The sequence below is a fragment of the Kitasatospora sp. HUAS MG31 genome, assembly GCF_040571325.1.
GTDB classification, from domain to species: Bacteria; Actinomycetota; Actinomycetes; order Streptomycetales; family Streptomycetaceae; genus Kitasatospora; species Kitasatospora camelliae.
In genome coordinates this window covers 3026331-3042989 of record NZ_CP159872.1, presented here as the reverse complement: position 1 = coordinate 3042989, position 16659 = coordinate 3026331, and the positions used below count along the sequence as shown (strand labels likewise).

Genomic DNA, 16659 nt, shown 5'->3' with positions numbered 1-16659 from the left:
CCCCTCGGAGCCATTGACGTGACTCTGGCGGGCCAGTAGATTTGAACGGTTGGGACTAGCTGGACAACGGCAGGTTCCAGGCGTAGTGTCTATGACACGTCGAGCCGAGGCGTTCGGATTCCGTCAGGATTCCGGTCCGGTGACGACAAACCTCCCGAAACGAAGCGGTCGAAAGCTTTGATAAGCTCGATCGCGAAGTCGAAGGAAATCCCTCCAGCGGGAATTCGGAGAAACCAAGCCGGTAAAACGGCCGGAGCGGATCTGATAAGCTGGAAACACGAAAGAACGAAGCGCCCGGAGGGCCCGCTGGAAGGCGGTCCGAAGGAAGCGTCCGTTCCTTGAGAACTCAACAGCGTGCCAAAAGTCAACGCCAGATATGTTGACATCCCCGGCCGGTCCGTTCGGATCGGTTGGAGATTCCTTTTGAAATAACACTAGCGAGGACGCAGTGCGCGGGATCACCTTATTCCGGTGGTTGCCGTGCCGCTCTTCCGCGAGTGGGATACCCGATCACGGGTTGACATTCACGGAGAGTTTGATCCTGGCTCAGGACGAACGCTGGCGGCGTGCTTAACACATGCAAGTCGAACGGTGAAGCCCTTCGGGGTGGATCAGTGGCGAACGGGTGAGTAACACGTGGGAAATCTGCCCTGCACTCTGGGACAAGCCTTGGAAACGAGGTCTAATACCGGATATGACCTGCTCCTGCATGGGGGTGGGTGGAAAGCTCCGGCGGTGCAGGATGATCCCGCGGCCTATCAGCTTGTTGGTGGGGTAACGGCCCACCAAGGCGACGACGGGTAGCCGGCCTGAGAGGGCGACCGGCCACACTGGGACTGAGACACGGCCCAGACTCCTACGGGAGGCAGCAGTGGGGAATATTGCACAATGGGCGAAAGCCTGATGCAGCGACGCCGCGTGAGGGATGACGGCCTTCGGGTTGTAAACCTCTTTCAGCAGGGAAGAAGCGCAAGTGACGGTACCTGCAGAAGAAGCACCGGCTAACTACGTGCCAGCAGCCGCGGTAATACGTAGGGTGCGAGCGTTGTCCGGAATTATTGGGCGTAAAGAGCTCGTAGGCGGCCTGTCGCGTCGGATGTGAAAGCCCGGGGCTTAACCCCGGGTCTGCATTCGATACGGGCAGGCTAGAGTGTGGTAGGGGAGATCGGAATTCCTGGTGTAGCGGTGAAATGCGCAGATATCAGGAGGAACACCGGTGGCGAAGGCGGATCTCTGGGCCATTACTGACGCTGAGGAGCGAAAGCGTGGGGAGCGAACAGGATTAGATACCCTGGTAGTCCACGCCGTAAACGTTGGGAACTAGGTGTTGGCGACATTCCACGTCGTCGGTGCCGCAGCTAACGCATTAAGTTCCCCGCCTGGGGAGTACGGCCGCAAGGCTAAAACTCAAAGGAATTGACGGGGGCCCGCACAAGCAGCGGAGCATGTGGCTTAATTCGACGCAACGCGAAGAACCTTACCAAGGCTTGACATACGCCGGAAACGTCCAGAGATGGGCGCCCCCTTGTGGTCGGTGTACAGGTGGTGCATGGTTGTCGTCAGCTCGTGTCGTGAGATGTTGGGTTAAGTCCCGCAACGAGCGCAACCCTTGTTCTGTGTTGCCAGCATGCCTTTCGGGGTGATGGGGACTCACAGGAGACTGCCGGGGTCAACTCGGAGGAAGGTGGGGACGACGTCAAATCATCATGCCCCTTATGTCTTGGGCTGCACACGTGCTACAATGGTCGGTACAAAGGGCTGCGATGCCGCGAGGCGGAGCGAATCCCAAAAAGCCGGCCTCAGTTCGGATTGGGGTCTGCAACTCGACCCCATGAAGTTGGAGTTGCTAGTAATCGCAGATCAGCATGCTGCGGTGAATACGTTCCCGGGCCTTGTACACACCGCCCGTCACGTCACGAAAGTCGGTAACACCCGAAGCCGGTGGCCTAACCCTTGGGAGGGAGCCGTCGAAGGTGGGACCAGCGATTGGGACGAAGTCGTAACAAGGTAGCCGTACCGGAAGGTGCGGCTGGATCACCTCCTTTCTAAGGAGCACATGGCCGACTGCGAGCGAATGTCTCGCACGGTTGCTCATGGGTGGAACGTTGACTATTCGGCACACACGGTACGGGTCTTGCTAGTACTGCTCTTCGGAGCGTGGAACGCACATGATGCCGCCGGGTGTGTCGGGCACGCTGTTGGGTCCTGAAGGAACGGCCATCAAGGTTGTTGCTTCAGAGTTGCCGGCTCCACTTGAGGGCGTGCTTGTCGCGTCTGAGGGTGGGTGTCTGGTCGTTGTTTGAGAACTGCACAGTGGACGCGAGCATCTGTGGCCAAGTTTTTAAGGGCGCACGGTGGATGCCTTGGCACCAGGAACCGATGAAGGACGTGGGAGGCCGCGATAGGCCCCGGGGAGCTGTCAACCGAGCTTTGATCCGGGGGTGTCCGAATGGGGAAACCCGGCAGTCGTCATGGGCTGTCACCCGCTGCTGAACACATAGGCAGTGTGGAGGGAACGCGGGGAAGTGAAACATCTCAGTACCCGCAGGAAGAGAAAACAACCGTGATTCCGGGAGTAGTGGCGAGCGAAACCGGATGAGGCTAAACCCAAGTGGTGTGAGACCCGGCAGGGGTTGCCGCTTGGGGGTCGTGGGAATGAGCTTGATCGGTCTGCCGGCCGGTCGGCGAGTCAGAAACCGTTGGTGTAGTCGAAGGACATGCGAAAGGTCCGGCGTAGAGGGTAAGACCCCCGTAGACGAACATTAGCGGCTTGCTTGCTCATCTCCCAAGTAGCACGGGGCCCGAGAAATCCCGTGTGAATCTGGCGGGACCACCCGCTAAGCCTAAATATTCCCTGGTGACCGATAGCGGATAGTACCGTGAGGGAATGGTGAAAAGTACCGCGGGAGCGGAGTGAAATAGTACCTGAAACCGTGTGCCTACAAGCCGTGGGGGCAGTCTTCGGACTGTGACTGCGTGCCTTTTGAAGAATGAGCCTGCGAGTTTGCGGTGTGTAGCGAGGTTAACCCGTGTGGGGTAGCCGTAGCGAAAGCGAGTCCGAATAGGGCGATTGAGTTGCACGCCCAAGACCCGAAGCGGAGTGATCTAGCCATGGGCAGGTTGAAGCGCGGGTAAGACCGTGTGGAGGACCGAACCCACCAGGGTTGAAAACCTGGGGGATGACCTGTGGTTAGGGGTGAAAGGCCAATCAAACTCCGTGATAGCTGGTTCTCCCCGAAATGCATTTAGGTGCAGCGTCGTGTGTTTCTTGCCGGAGGTAGAGCACTGGATAGGCGATGGGCCTCACCGGGTTACTGACCTTAGCCAAACTCCGAATGCCGGTAAGTGAGAGCACGGCAGTGAGACTGTGGGGGATAAGCTCCATGGTCGAGAGGGAAACAGCCCAGAACACCGACTAAGGTCCCTAAGCGTGTGCTAAGTGGGAAAGGATGTGGAGTCGCAGAGACAACCAGGAGGTTGGCTTAGAAGCAGCCACCCTTGAAAGAGTGCGTAATAGCTCACTGGTCAAGTGATTCCGCGCCGACAATGTAGCGGGGCTCAAGTACACCACCGAAGTCGTGTCATTCACACGTGTAGGCCCAACGGCTGTGTGGATGGGTAGGGGAGCGTCGTGTGCCGGGTGAAGCAGCCGAGGAATCGAGTTGTGGACGGTTCACGAGTGAGAATGCAGGCATGAGTAGCGATACAAGAGTGGGAAACTCTTGCGCCGATTGACCAAGGGTTCCTGGGTCAAGCTGATCTGCCCAGGGTAAGTCGGGACCTAAGGCGAGGCCGACAGGCGTAGTCGATGGACAACGGGTTGATATTCCCGTACCCGCTTTGAAGCGCCAACGTTGAACCCTCTGATGCTAAGGCCGTGAAGCCGCCCCGGAGCCTTCGGGCAAAGGGGAGTGGTGGAGCCGCTGAACCAAGGTGGTAGTAGGTGAGCGATGGGGTGACGCAGGAAGGTAGTCCAGCCCGGGCGGTGGTAGTCCCGGGGTAAGGGTGTAGGCCGAGTGATAGGCAAATCCGTCACTCATTGAGGCTGAGACCTGATGCCGAGCCGATTGTGGTGAAGTGGATGATCCTATGCTGTCGAGAAAAGCCTCTAGCGAGTTTCATGGCGGCCCGTACCCTAAACCGACTCAGGTGGTCAGGTAGAGAATACCGAGGCGTTCGGGTGAACTGTGGTTAAGGAACTCGGCAAAATGCCCCCGTAACTTCGGGAGAAGGGGGGCCATTCCTGGTGACGAGTCTTGCACTCCGAGCTGGGGGTGGCCGCAGAGACCAGCGAGAAGCGACTGTTTACTAAAAACACAGGTCCGTGCGAAGCCGTAAGGCGATGTATACGGACTGACGCCTGCCCGGTGCTGGAACGTTAAGGGGACCGGTTAGTCTAGTTTCGGCTAGGCGAAGCTGAGAACTTAAGCGCCAGTAAACGGCGGTGGTAACTATAACCATCCTAAGGTAGCGAAATTCCTTGTCGGGTAAGTTCCGACCTGCACGAATGGCGTAACGACTTCTCGACTGTCTCAACCACAGGCCCGGTGAAATTGCATTACGAGTAAAGATGCTCGTTTCGCGCAGCAGGACGGAAAGACCCCGGGACCTTTACTATAGCTTGATATTGGTGTTCGGTTCGGCTTGTGTAGGATAGGTGGGAGACTTTGAAGCGGCAACGCCAGTTGTTGTGGAGTCGACGTTGAAATACCACTCTGGTCGTGCTGGATGTCTAACCTGGGTCCGTGATCCGGATCAGGGACAGTGTCTGGTGGGTAGTTTAACTGGGGCGGTTGCCTCCCAAAGGGTAACGGAGGCGCCCAAAGGTTCCCTCAGCCTGGTTGGCAATCAGGTGTTGAGTGTAAGTGCACAAGGGAGCTTGACTGTGAGACTGACGGGTCGAGCAGGTACGAAAGTAGGGACTAGTGATCCGGCGGTGGCTTGTGGAAGCGCCGTCGCTCAACGGATAAAAGGTACCCCGGGGATAACAGGCTGATCTTCCCCAAGAGTCCATATCGACGGGATGGTTTGGCACCTCGATGTCGGCTCGTCGCATCCTGGGGCTGGAGTAGGTCCCAAGGGTTGGGCTGTTCGCCCATTAAAGCGGTACGCGAGCTGGGTTTAGAACGTCGTGAGACAGTTCGGTCCCTATCCGCTGTGCGCGTAGGAGTGTTGAGAAGGGCTGTCCCTAGTACGAGAGGACCGGGACGGACGAACCTCTGGTGTGCCAGTTGTCCTGCCAAGGGCATGGCTGGTTGGCTACGTTCGGGAGGGATAACCGCTGAAAGCATCTAAGCGGGAAGCCTGCTTCGAGATGAGCACTCCCACCTCCTTGAGAGGGTAAGGCTCCCAGTAGACGACTGGGTTGATAGGCCGGATATGGAAGCCCTGTGAGGGGTGGAGTTGACCGGTACTAATAGGCCGAGGGCTTGTCCTCAGTTGCTCGCGTCCACTGTGTTGGTTCTGAAACCACGACCCGTCTTGCCGGCGGATAGTTTCATAGTGTTTCGGTGGTCATAGCGTGAGGGAAACGCCCGGTTACATTCCGAACCCGGAAGCTAAGCCTCACAGCGCCGATGGTACTGCAGGGGGGACCCTGTGGGAGAGTAGGACGCCGCCGAACAATCATTCAGAGAAACCCCCGTCCGGGAAACCGGACGGGGGTTTTTCGCGTTGTGGGCTTTTCCGAGAGGCCAGGGGTTGTCGGGGGTGGAGCCGGTGGCGGCTGGTGGGGCGTGGACCGGGGACGATCGGGCGCACAACGACGCCTGTCATACGCGGTGGCGGGCCGGGATGAACCGGTCGACGGCGGCGGCCGGCTACCGCGAGGAGTGGTACGAGGAGCAGTGCGGGGATGCCGGTTCTGGGTGGCGTTGAGCGGGCGGCTCGGCGCGGACTACGGGGTGTGCACCGGGGCGGCATCGGTGTTCGACGGGCGGGTGCGGTTCGAGCACGACGGCGGTGAGGGCTTCGCCGGACGGGAGGACGGCTCGTTCGGGTAGGCACCGCCAGAGGAACGGCCTACCCGAACGAGCCCGGGGAGGGTGTCAGAGGCGGCCGGCGGCCTTGAGGGCGAGGTAGGTGTCGGCGAGGGCCGGGGGGAGGGCCGCGGGCGGGGCGTCGAGGACGGTGACGCCGAGGCGGGTGAGGCGTTCGGCGGTGCGGCGGCGGTCGGCGCGGGTCTGCTCGGCGGCGGCGGCGCCGTACACGTCCTCGACGGTGCCGCGGGCGGCGGCGAGTTCGTCGAGGCGGGGGTCGGCGACGGCGGCGAGGACGACCTCGTGGCGCTTGGTGAGCAGGGGGAGTTGGGGCAGCAGGCCCTCCTCCACCGGGTGGGTGTCCAGTCCGGTGACCAGGACGACCAGCGAGCGGTGGGAGGAGGTGCGGAGGGCGTGGGAGACCAGCGCGCGCATGTCGGTCTCGACCAGGGCGGGTTCCAGGGTGGCCATCGCGTTGGTGAAGGCGGGCAGCACCTCGGAGGGCGACCGGCCGAGGACCGCCGCGCGCTTGCGGAGGTCGTGGGCGAGCAGGTCCACGCGGTCGCCGGCCTTGGTGGCGAGCGCGGTGAGCAGGAGGGCGGCGTCGAGGGCCGCGTCCAGGCGGGGGGCGTCGCCGACGCGGCCGGCGGAGGTACGGCCGGTGTCCAGGACGATCAGGACGTGGCGGTCGCGCTCGGGCCGCCAGGTGCGGACGGCGACGGTGTTGCGGCGGGCGCTGGCCCGCCAGTCGATGGAGCGGACGTCGTCCCCGGGCAGGTACTCGCGGAGGGAGTCGAACTCGGTGCCCTGGCCGCGGGTCAGCACCGAGGTGCGGCCGTCGAGCTCGCGCAGCCGGGCGAGCCGGGAGGGCAGATGCTTGCGGCTGGCGAACGGCGGCAGGGCGCGCAGCGTCCACGGGACGGTGTGCGAGCCCTGACGGGCGGCCAGGCCGAGCGGGCCGAGCGAACGGACCGTCACTCGGACGGCGTGGTGGTCGCCCCGGCGGGTGGGCACCAGCTCGGTGGTGAGGCGCCGTCGCTCCCCGGCCGGGATGGTGACGGTGTGTCGGGAGGCTGCGTACGAGCTGCCGGGGCGCCAGGAGGACGGCGGCCAGGCGTCCCTGATGCCGGCGCGGAGGGGCCGGGTGGCGGGGTTGGTGACGGTCAGTTCGACGGTGGCGCTCTCGCCGAGCCGGACGGTGGTGTCGCCGCCGCGGGTCAGGATGAGGCTGCGGACGGGAGCGGCGAGTGCCAGGTCGGCGAGGACGCCGAGGAGGACCGGGAGGGTGACCGCGCCGACGCCCACCCAGGAGGGCAGGACCAGGCCCACGACGAGCGCGCCGAGGGCGGCGAGAAGGGCCGTGCGGCCGGTCAGGGCCATGGGGGTGCTCCTTGGAGGTGGGGTTCCGACCGGGGTGTGGGGGACTGCGCGGGACCCGGAGACGGTGGCCGGTCGCGCGGTCCCCCACGCCCGTGTGGGGCGCCTGAGGGGCGCAGTGGTCAGCGCGGGGCCGGGGTCTGGGCGAGGACGGCCTGGATGACGGAGTCGGCGGTGACGCCCTCCATCTCGGCTTCGGCGCGCAGCTGGATCCGGTGGCGGAGGGTGGGCAGGGCGAGGGCCTTGACGTCGTCGGGGGTGACGTAGTCGCGGCCGGCCAGCCAGGCCCAGGCCCGGGAGGTGTTGAGCAGGGCGGTCGCGCCGCGCGGGGACACGCCGATGGAGAGCGACGGGGACTGCCGGGTGGCCCGGCAGAGGTCGACGATGTAGGCGAGGATCTCGGGGGAGACGGTGAGCTTCGCGATCCGGGCGCGGGCGGCGGCGAGGTCCGCGGGCCCGGCGACCGGGACGACCCCGGCGGCGGCCAGGTCGCGCGGGTCGAAGCCGGCCGCGTGCTTGGCCAGCACCTGGTACTCCTGGTCGCGGGTCGGCAGCGGCAGCACCAGCTTGAGCAGGAAGCGGTCCAGCTGGGCCTCGGGCAGCGGGTAGGTGCCCTCGTACTCGACCGGGTTCTGGGTGGCGGCGACCAGGAAGGGCTCGGGCAGCCGGCGGGGCGTGCCGTCGACCGTGACCTGGCGCTCCTCCATGGCCTCCAGCAGGGAGGCCTGGGTCTTCGGGGGCGTCCGGTTGATCTCGTCCGCCAGCAGGAGGTTGGTGAAGACCGGGCCGGGCTGGAAGGAGAACTCGGCGGTGCGGGCGTCGTAGACCAGCGAGCCGGTGACGTCGCCGGGCATCAGGTCGGGGGTGAACTGGATGCGCTTGGTCTCCAGGCTGAGTGCGGTGGAGAGGGTCCGGATCAGCAGGGTCTTGGCGACGCCGGGGACGCCTTCGAGCAGGACGTGGCCGCCGCAGAGCAGGGCGACCACGAGGCCGGTGACGGCCGCGTCCTGGCCGACCACGGCCTTGGCGATCTCGGAGCGCAGCGCGGTGAGGGCGGCCCGGGCGTCGTCCGCCGGCGCGGTGGCGGGGACGGGCGGCGCGGTGGCCGTGGCGGTGGCTCCGGAGATCGCGTCGGGGGTCGTGCTGGCAGCGGGCTGCTCGGTCACGGCTGTCGTACCTGCCTTTCCAGGGCGTCGAGGTCGGCGGTGAGCCGCAGCAGTGCGGCGTCGTCGGTGGGCGCCGGGCCGTACAGCAGGTGCTGCAGGTCGGCGGCGGGGCGGTCCAGCCGGGCGGACACCGCCGCGCAGAGGGCGGTCGGTTCGGGCTCGCCGCCGGTCAGCGGGACGCCGAGGACCGGCGAGATCCGGTGGCGGACGGCCCGGCGCAGGGCGTCGGCGGCCCGGTCGCGGGCGCCCGCGCGCCGGTAGAGGCGGGCGCGGCCCTCGGTGGTCTCGGCGGCGCGGACCACCACGGGCAGGCGCTCGGAGACCACCGGGCCGAGCCGGCGGGCCCGCCAGAGGGCGGCGAGCACGGCGGCGACGGCGAGCTGCAGGGCGGCCCAGTTCCAGCCGGACGGGATGTGGTCGGCGAAGCTGTCGCGCTCGGCGGCCGGGGCGGGCGCGGCGCGGTCCGGCAGGTACCAGAGCAGGTTCGGGCGGGCGCCGAGCAGGCCGAGGGCGAGCGAGGCGTTGCCGTCGTCGTCGAGCCGGTCGTTGGTGAGCGGGTACCCGGTGCCGAGGACCACGGTCTCGCGGTCGCCGTCGGCGGTCCGGTGCACCAGGGTGGGGCGGCCGTTGCGCGGGTAGCAGGCGGTGTCGGTGGGCCGTGGCCGGTAGGCGAAGCCGCCGAGTTCGGCGCGGCCGGCGCGGTTCGCCTCGGCCTCCGGGCAGACCGGGTCGGTGCTGACCAGGCCCACCTGGTACGGGAGGCCGGAGGTGGTGGTCTCCAGGTGCAGGCCGGGGGCCAGCGAGTCCAGCGCGGGCTGTTGGGGTGCGATCAGCACCAGGCGGGTGGCGGTGGCCCGGGGGACGGACCCCAGGCTGCGCAGCCGGTCCGCGCTGAGCAGGTCGGGCCGCGGGAGGACGACGGTGGTGGCCGGGGTGCGCAGGGCGGCGGCCAGGTCCTTCTCGTCCTCGGTGGTGCGGACGGCGACGCCCTGGCGCTCCAGCAGCCGGATCGCCGCCCGGGTGCCGTTCGGGTCGGGGGAGCGCGGATCGAGGTCGGGCCACCGGCTGCCGCCGTTCAGCCCGCCGACCAGCAGGCCGACCAGGGCGAGGAACGCGGCGGCGGCGAGGTACCAGCGGGAGCGGTGCCAGAGTCGGCGCAGGGTGGGGGAGGAGCTCGTCGCCGCGGGAGCGGGCGTCGGTGCCGGGGTGGTGGTGGCGGGGGCGGTGGTGGTCACAGGGCGCCTCCGCCGGCCGGGACGAGGGTGGGGCGGGTGGCGGTGAGGGCCCGGTCCAGTTCGAGCAGCTGCCGGTACGCCGCCTGGTCGGCGGTGCGCTCGCCGAACGCGATGTCGTCGAACAGCCGGGCGGCCGCGGCGAGGGCGGCGGCGTGCCCGGGCAGGGCGCGGCCGGCCTCGCCGGCGGCCTCGTCGGCGGTCCGGCCGGGGCGTGCGTCCAGCAGGGCGCGCTCCTCCAGGGCGCGGACCAGGGCTCGCATCTGCTCGCGGACCGCGGCCGTCCACTCGCCGGCGGCGGCGTGCCCGGACGCCGCCTCGCGGTGCCCGGCGGCGGTGCGCGGGCCGTCCGCGCTGAACAGCGGGTCGGCGGACCCGGCCGCGCGGCGGGGCGCGCCGAGCCGCCACCACAGCGCGGCCACCAGCAGCGCGACCAGGACGACCGCCAGGGCGATGCCGGTGGTCGGGCTGCCGGTGAGGCCGCCCAGCCCGTTCAGCAGCTCGTCCAGGCGGTCGGTGAGCCAGTTGCCGGCCTGCTCCACCGGGCCCGGGTCGTGCCGGTGGTAGGCGGGGTCGAGCAGTTCCAGCCGGGCGGCGTCCCGGGCCGGGTCGCGGGGCACGGTCACCGGGGTGCCGTCCGCGAGCAGCACCGCCTTCCCCCAGGTCGGCATCGGCGTCAGGCTCCCGGCGGGGTGGTCTGGCCCGGGATCGTCGGGGCGGTGCCCGACCATCCGGTGGCGCCGTACATCGGCAGGCCGGCGGCCCGGGCCAGTTCGATGTCGAGGGCCTCGCGGCGGATCCGCTGGTCGATGTAGATCAGGACGTTCATCGCGGCCTCGACCGGGATGGTCACCGCAGAGATGAGCGTGGTGATCACCGCGGTGATGACCAGGAACGGCAGGGTGGCCTCGGCGAGCCCGCCGGACTCGGAGACACCCAGGACGGCACCGGTGAGCACGATCGCGACGACGGCCACGACCGCCCCCGAGATGGCGCTGATGATCAGAATGAGCAGCTTGGTGAGCAGGTTGATGCCGAAGATCCGCCACCAGGAGCCCTTGACCAGCCGCCAGGAGCGCCGCATCGCCGCGATCACGCCCTGCTTCTCCAGCATCAGCGCGGGGGCGGCGAGGCTGAGCGCGATCCACAGCCAGAGGCAGACCGCCAGCGCGGCCAGGAACAGCACCGCGGTGAGGATCAGGCTGGCCGGTCCGCTGCTGCCGGAGACGCCCACCGCCAGCACCATCGGGACGATGGCGACGGACAGGACGCCGACCAGGATCAGGAAGCTGAGCATGGTCAGGCCGGTCAGCCGCAGCAGCTGCCCCCGGGCGCCGGCCCAGGCCTCGCGCAGGGTGACCTGCTCACCGATGACACCGCGGCTGACCACGATGGTCAGCAGACCGCTGGTGAGGATGGTGATCAGCAGGCCGAGCGGCAGGCTCGCCACCGTGGCGATGCTGTCCGCGCCGCGGACGTCCGACTCCAGCGCCCACCAGTTGGCCGCCGCGGCCACGGTCTGCTGGACGGCCGCCAGGCCGAGCGAGAACCCGATGGTCGGCTTCCAGTAGCGGCGCACGGTGGAGACCGCGCCGTCCAGCAGCTCGCCGACGGACAGCGGGCGCAGCGGGATGACGCCGGGCTTCGGGGCCGCCGGGACGCCCCAGCCGCCGTGGTACGGGACACCCGGGACCGGGCCCCAGCCCGCCTGCGGGCCCGGTGCACCGGGAACGCCCGGTGCGCCCGGTGCGCCGTACTGACCGGCAGGCGGCGGGCCGTACTGGCCGGCGGGCACCCCGTACTGGCCGCCGTAGGGCGCCGGCGGCGGGGTGTCCTGGGGGCCGCTCGGGGGCGGGGTGGGCGGCACCGGGGTGCCGCTCGCCCCGGGTACCGGCCCGGCCGCGGGCTCCCTCCCGGATCCGCCGTCCGGCTCGGTGGAGCCGGGCGGGGTCCAGCCCGGGGTGTCGGTCATCACTGCTCCTCGTCGGGGCATCGTGGGCTTGGGTCTCGCCTGGCGGGGTGTCCACGCGTCAGGATGGCGGCCGACGGCCGGAACCCGTTCCTGTGCCGCCCATCGTGCCATGGCGCCCGCGGACGCCCCAGGGGTATTCCGGCGTTGATCGTCGGCTCCGGACCGGTCGGTGCTGAGCTGAGGTTTTTGCGGCAGGATGACCGGATCGACGCACGGTGGGCGGGGTAGGGCGGTATGGCTGTGCGACAGGTCACAATCCGGTAATGAGAAGATGGAGACATGAAGGGACGCGTCCTCGTCGTTGATGACGACACCGCACTGGCCGAGATGCTCGGCATCGTGCTGCGTGGTGAGGGTTTTGAGCCGTTTTTCGTCGCGGATGGGGACAAGGCGCTAGCCGCGTTCCGGGAGACCAAGCCCGATCTGGTCCTGCTGGACCTGATGCTGCCCGGGCGTGACGGCATCGACGTCTGCCGGCAGATCCGGGCCGAATCCGGCATCCCGATCGTGATGCTCACCGCCAAGACCGACACGGTCGACATCGTGGTGGGCCTGGAGTCCGGCGCGGACGACTACGTCACCAAGCCGTTCAAGCCCAAGGAGCTGGTGGCCCGGGTGCGCGCCCGGCTGCGCCGCGCCGAGGAGCCCACCCCCGAGCAGCTCACCATCGGCGATCTGGTGATCGACGTGGCCGGCCACTCGGTCAAGCGGGACGGCCGGGGCATCCCGCTGACCCCGCTGGAGTTCGACCTGCTGGTCGCGCTCGCCCGCAAGCCCTGGCAGGTGTTCACCCGCGAGGTGCTGCTGGAGCAGGTCTGGGGCTACCGGCACGCCGCCGACACCCGCCTGGTCAACGTGCACGTCCAGCGCCTGCGCTCCAAGATCGAGAAGGACCCGGAGCGTCCCGAGATCGTGGTGACCGTCCGCGGCGTCGGCTACAAGGCGGGGCCCAGCTGACGTGCGGAACCACCTGGCTGACGACTCCCCGTCGGGCACCGGTCCCGGCGGGGAGGCTGCTGTGCGCGGAGACGTGCTGAGCTCGACCACCGAGGGACGCAAGCGGTCCCGGCGGGGTCCTGCCGGGCTGCTCGCGCCGGTGGTCCGCCAGGTCCGCCGGCCGCTGCTGCGGCTGCTGAAGCTGTACCGGCGCTCCATCCAGCTGCGCGTGGTGGCCACCACCCTGCTGCTGTCCGTGGTCGTGGTGCTGGTCCTCGGCGTGGTCGTGGTCGCCCAGGTGCGCAACGGCCTGCTGGACACCAAGAAGCACGCGGCCCGCGGGCAGGCCGTCGGCGGCTTCCAGATCGAGCAGGACAAGATCAACGACGCGATCAACCTGCAGGCCAGGGCCGGGGCCAACTCCGACCCCAGCCGGGACGCCATCGGCACCTGGCTGATCAAGCAGGTCTCCGACCTGGCCAGCGGCGGCGCCGGCGTCTACTCGGTGGTAGCCCTGGTGCCCTCCACCGGCGCCGAGGAGAGCGCGCCCAGCGCCGGGCTGCGCGGCGCCCGCTACTCCGGCAGCATCCTGCCGGACAGCGTCACCCCCGAACTCCAGCACGCCGTCGCCAGCGAAGCCTCCGTCTCGCACGAGCAGACCGCGATCATCCACCGCGACGCCGGGGACGGGAAGCCGCCGTACGAGGAGAAGGGCCTCGTGATCGGCAAGCAGTTCACCGGGCCCGACCAGGACGCCACCCCGTACCAGCTCTACTACGTGTTCTCCTTCGGCCAGGAGACCAAGACCCTCGGTCTGGTGGTCGGCACCCTCGCCACCGCCGGCGTCTTCCTGGTGATGCTGCTCGGCGGCATCGCCTGGCTGGTGGTCCGGCAGGTGGTGACCCCGGTCCGGATGGCCGCCGGGATCTCCGAGCGGCTCGCCGCCGGACACCTCGAAGAACGGATGAAGGTCACCGGCACCGACGACATCGCCCGGCTCGGCGACTCCTTCAACCGGATGGCCAACGGCCTCCAGGCGCAGATCCGGCAGCTGGAGGAGCTGTCCCGGGTCCAGCGCCGGTTCGTCTCGGACGTCTCGCACGAGCTGCGCACCCCGCTCACCACCGTCCGGATGGCCGCCGACCTGATCTACGACAGCCGCGAGGACCTGGACCCGATGGCCGCCCGCTCGGCCGAGCTGCTGCAGGACCAGCTGGACCGGTTCGAGTCCCTGCTGGCCGACCTGCTGGAGATCAGCCGCTTCGACGCCGGCGCCGCGATCCTGGACGCCGAGCCGGTCGACCTGCGGGACATCGTGACCCGCGTGGTCGAGGCCGCCGACCCGCTGGCCCAGGCCAAGGGCAGCGCGGTGATCATCCGCGGTGCCGAGAAGCCGGTGGTCGCCGAGGTCGACGCCCGCCGGATCGAGCGCATCCTGCGCAACCTGGTGGTCAACGCGCTGGAGCACGGCGAGGGCGGGGACGTGGTGATCCGGCTCGGCTCCGGCGAAGGCGCCGTCGCGGTCGGCGTCCGCGACTACGGCATCGGCCTCAAGCCCGGCGAGGCCTCCCGGGTGTTCCACCGGTTCTGGCGTGCCGACCCATCCCGGGTCCGCACCACCGGCGGCACCGGCCTCGGCCTGTCGATCGCGGTCGAGGACGCCCACCTGCACGGCGGCTGGCTCCAGGCCTGGGGTGAGCCCGGTGGCGGGTCACACTTCCGGCTGACTCTGCCGCGGACCCGCGGCGGCGAGATCAGCCGCGCGCCGTTCCGGCTGGAGCCGGAGGACTCCCGGCACAACCGGGGCCTCGCGGCCACCGGCGCGCCGTACCGCCGGACCGTCCGTCCGCACGGTGCCACCGCGCTGACCACCGGCCCCGAGCCGGCGGACATCCCGGAGACGCCGGACACCGCCCCGCAGGGCTTCGGCAGCGGGCTCGGCGGCGTGCTCAGCATCGGGCCCGGGCTGGGCCGCCAGCCCGCGGCCCCGGTCGCGGACCCCTCGGACGTCAGCGCCATGGGCGCGGGGTACGGTGCGACCGGTGCCCAGGTCGTGGTGGACCGGCCGGCCGTGTGGCCGACCCAGCAGCAGGCCGCCGCACCGGACACGGTCGACACCGACTCGGAGGGGACAGAGCGTGCGAAGGACGATCCGCTGGGCCGCTGACCCGCGCGGCGGTGCCGGTGTGCTGTGGGGCGCGGTCGTCGCGCTGCTCGCCACCGGTTGCGTCACCATGCCCGGCGGCGGGCCGCCGGAGCGGGTCGAGGTGCCGCAGGGCGCCCGGGCGGACGACCTCCAGGTGCACGTCTACCCGGTCGCCCCGCACAAGGGGGAGTCCCCGGAGGACCTGCTCGCGGGCTTCCTGGACTCCTCCAACGCGGACGAGCCCCGGTTCAGCACCGCCCGCAAGTACCTCACCGAGGCCGCCGGCAAGCGCTGGAACCCCGAGGCCGGGGTGGTGGTGGTCGCCGACAACTCCCTGCAGACCACGGTCCGGCCGAACGGCACCGAGACCGGCCGCGAGTTCTCCATCAGCGGCTCCCAGCTGGGCAGCGTGGACGCCAAGCGCTCGTACCGGGCGATGGCCGGCCTCCCGTACCAGGACAAGATCACCTTCGTGAAGGAGACGGAGGGTCCGGACAAGGGCGAGTGGCGGATAGACCAGCTGCCCGAGGGCCTCATCGTCGACCAGACGAACTTCACCAACGGCTACCTGGCCGCCCACCGCTACTTCTTCGCCCCGACCGACCCCTCCGCCTCCAAGGCCGCGTCCCGGGTGCTGGTGCCGGACCCGATCTACCTGCGCCGCCGCTCCGACCCGCTGACGGCCGCCGCCGAGGCGCTGGCCGCCGGGCCCTCCGCCTGGCTCGGCCCCGCGGTGTTCTCGGCGATGGACGGCGTGCGGATCACCACGGTCTCCGTCGGGGACAACCAGGTCGCCACCGTGCGGGTCGACCCGGTGGACCTCAGCGGCCGTCCCGAGCTCTGCCAGAAGATGGCCGAGCAGCTCTTCCACACCCTCGCCGACCAGCAGGGCAAGCTCCAGCGCCTGGATCTGACCGGTGCCAAGGGCGGCTGCTCGGTCGGCGAGTCGGTGGCCGCCCAGGTCGCCCCCGGCAGCCTGGCCGGCAGCTCCGGCACCGCCCAGTTCTCGCTGCAGGAGACCGGCCAGCTGACCCGGCTCCAGCCGGACGGCCCCGGCAGCCCGGTGGGCGGCGAGCTCGGCCAGCCGCCGGTGGGCCGGCCCCGGCCCGGCGAGGTCGGGGTGCGCCGCGACGCGGCCGCCGCCGCGGTCATCGGCGCGGACGGCAAGGGCCTGTACGTCACCGGCTTCGCCGAGAGCGACAAGCTGGGCGAAGCCGTCGTCAGCAGCCGTGCCCCGCAGCCCGCCGAGGGCCTGGCCTCGCCCAGCTGGGACGGCCGCGGCGACCTCTGGCTGGTGGACCGCGACCCCGCCGGCGCCAAGGTGCTGATGGTCCGTGACCGCAAGGCCGTACCGGCACAGGTCGACGGGCTCGAGGGACGCTCGGTGCAGGCCCTGCGGATCTCCTCGGACGGGGTGCGGATCGCCCTCGTCCTCAAGGACGGCCACTCCCGGACGGTGGCGCTCGGCGTGGTCGAGCACCGCGGCACGCCCGACGCCCCGCAGGTGCGGATCAGCGGACTGCGGCCGCTGGCACCGCAGTTGGCCGACATCGCCTCGGTGTCCTGGGCGGACAGCGACCAGCTGCTGATCCTCGGTACCGAGCAGGGCAAGCTGCAGCAGCTGCGCTACCTGGGCACCGACGGCTCGCAGAGCAGCGACACCCCGCTGCAGGGCGGCGACTCGATGACCGCGGTGTCGACCACCGAGAGCCGCGGCAGTGAGCAGGTGCCGCCGGCGCTGGCCGTCTCCGCCAAGCGGATCTACCGCCTCCAGGGCAACCAGTGGCGCGAGGTCACCGGCCAGAAGCCGGCGGTGTCGTTCGTCTACCCGGGATGATCCGCTGAGCGGGCA

At 69.1% G+C, this 16659-nt stretch carries 9 protein-coding genes and 3 rRNA genes; 7 read left to right on the top strand and 5 right to left on the bottom strand.

The window, feature by feature from the left end; genetic code table 11:
• Positions 1 to 523: 523 nt before the first annotated feature.
• From ABWK59_RS13580 to ABWK59_RS13565, 4 genes are all read left to right on the top strand, one after another.
• Positions 524 to 2045 (top strand): 16S ribosomal RNA (locus ABWK59_RS13580).
• A 286-nt stretch (positions 2046 to 2331) separates the two neighbouring features.
• Positions 2332 to 5437: ribosomal RNA gene (locus ABWK59_RS13575) — 23S ribosomal RNA — on the top strand.
• 69 nt (positions 5438 to 5506) lie between these two features.
• Positions 5507 to 5623: ribosomal RNA gene (gene rrf / locus ABWK59_RS13570) — 5S ribosomal RNA — on the top strand.
• The 16S, 23S and 5S rRNA genes sit together here, the layout of an rRNA operon.
• A 244-nt stretch (positions 5624 to 5867) precedes the next feature.
• The gene (locus tag ABWK59_RS13565) at positions 5868 to 6002 is read left to right on the top strand and encodes a hypothetical protein (RefSeq protein WP_354640832.1); all 135 of its coding nucleotides are present in this window, start codon (positions 5868 to 5870) and stop codon (positions 6000 to 6002) included.
• Positions 6003 to 6047: 45 nt separating this feature from the next.
• On the opposite strand, the gene ABWK59_RS13560 is transcribed toward ABWK59_RS13565, so the two are convergent.
• From ABWK59_RS13560 to ABWK59_RS13540, 5 genes are all read right to left on the bottom strand, one after another.
• Positions 6048 to 7358, bottom strand: coding sequence for a DUF58 domain-containing protein (locus ABWK59_RS13560; RefSeq protein ID WP_354640831.1), 1311 nt, complete (start codon positions 7356 to 7358; stop codon positions 6048 to 6050).
• A gap of 119 nt (positions 7359 to 7477) precedes the next feature.
• Positions 7478 to 8482, bottom strand: a complete 1005-nt coding sequence (locus ABWK59_RS13555; RefSeq protein ID WP_354644943.1) for an AAA family ATPase — start codon at positions 8480 to 8482, stop codon at positions 7478 to 7480.
• 35 nt (positions 8483 to 8517) lie between these two features.
• Complete coding sequence (locus tag ABWK59_RS13550) at positions 8518 to 9756, bottom strand: DUF4350 domain-containing protein (protein WP_354640830.1); 1239 nt, start codon at positions 9754 to 9756, stop codon at positions 8518 to 8520.
• The gene (locus ABWK59_RS13545; protein WP_354640829.1) at positions 9753 to 10424 is read right to left on the bottom strand and encodes a DUF4129 domain-containing protein; all 672 of its coding nucleotides are present in this window, start codon (positions 10422 to 10424) and stop codon (positions 9753 to 9755) included. The genes ABWK59_RS13550 and ABWK59_RS13545 overlap by 4 nt, the downstream gene beginning before the upstream one ends.
• Positions 10425 to 10429: 5 nt before the next feature.
• Complete coding sequence (locus ABWK59_RS13540) at positions 10430 to 11725, bottom strand: DUF7544 domain-containing protein (protein WP_354640828.1); 1296 nt, start codon at positions 11723 to 11725, stop codon at positions 10430 to 10432.
• 279 nt (positions 11726 to 12004) lie between these two features.
• On the opposite strand from ABWK59_RS13540, the gene mtrA reads away from it, so the two are divergent.
• The 3 genes from mtrA to ABWK59_RS13525 all read left to right on the top strand — a co-directional run bounded on the left by mtrA (position 12005) and on the right by ABWK59_RS13525 (position 16644).
• Entirely contained in the window at positions 12005 to 12682 is a 678-nt protein-coding gene (gene mtrA, locus ABWK59_RS13535) for an MtrAB system response regulator MtrA (RefSeq protein WP_033821070.1), read from the top strand.
• 61 nt (positions 12683 to 12743) lie between these two features.
• Entirely contained in the window at positions 12744 to 14828 is a 2085-nt protein-coding gene (mtrB, locus tag ABWK59_RS13530; protein ID WP_420492777.1) for an MtrAB system histidine kinase MtrB, read from the top strand.
• Positions 14800 to 16644, top strand: coding sequence for an LpqB family beta-propeller domain-containing protein (locus ABWK59_RS13525; protein ID WP_354640827.1), 1845 nt, complete (start codon positions 14800 to 14802; stop codon positions 16642 to 16644). Before mtrB ends, ABWK59_RS13525 begins: the two co-directional genes overlap by 29 nt.
• Positions 16645 to 16659: the final 15 nt, after the last annotated feature.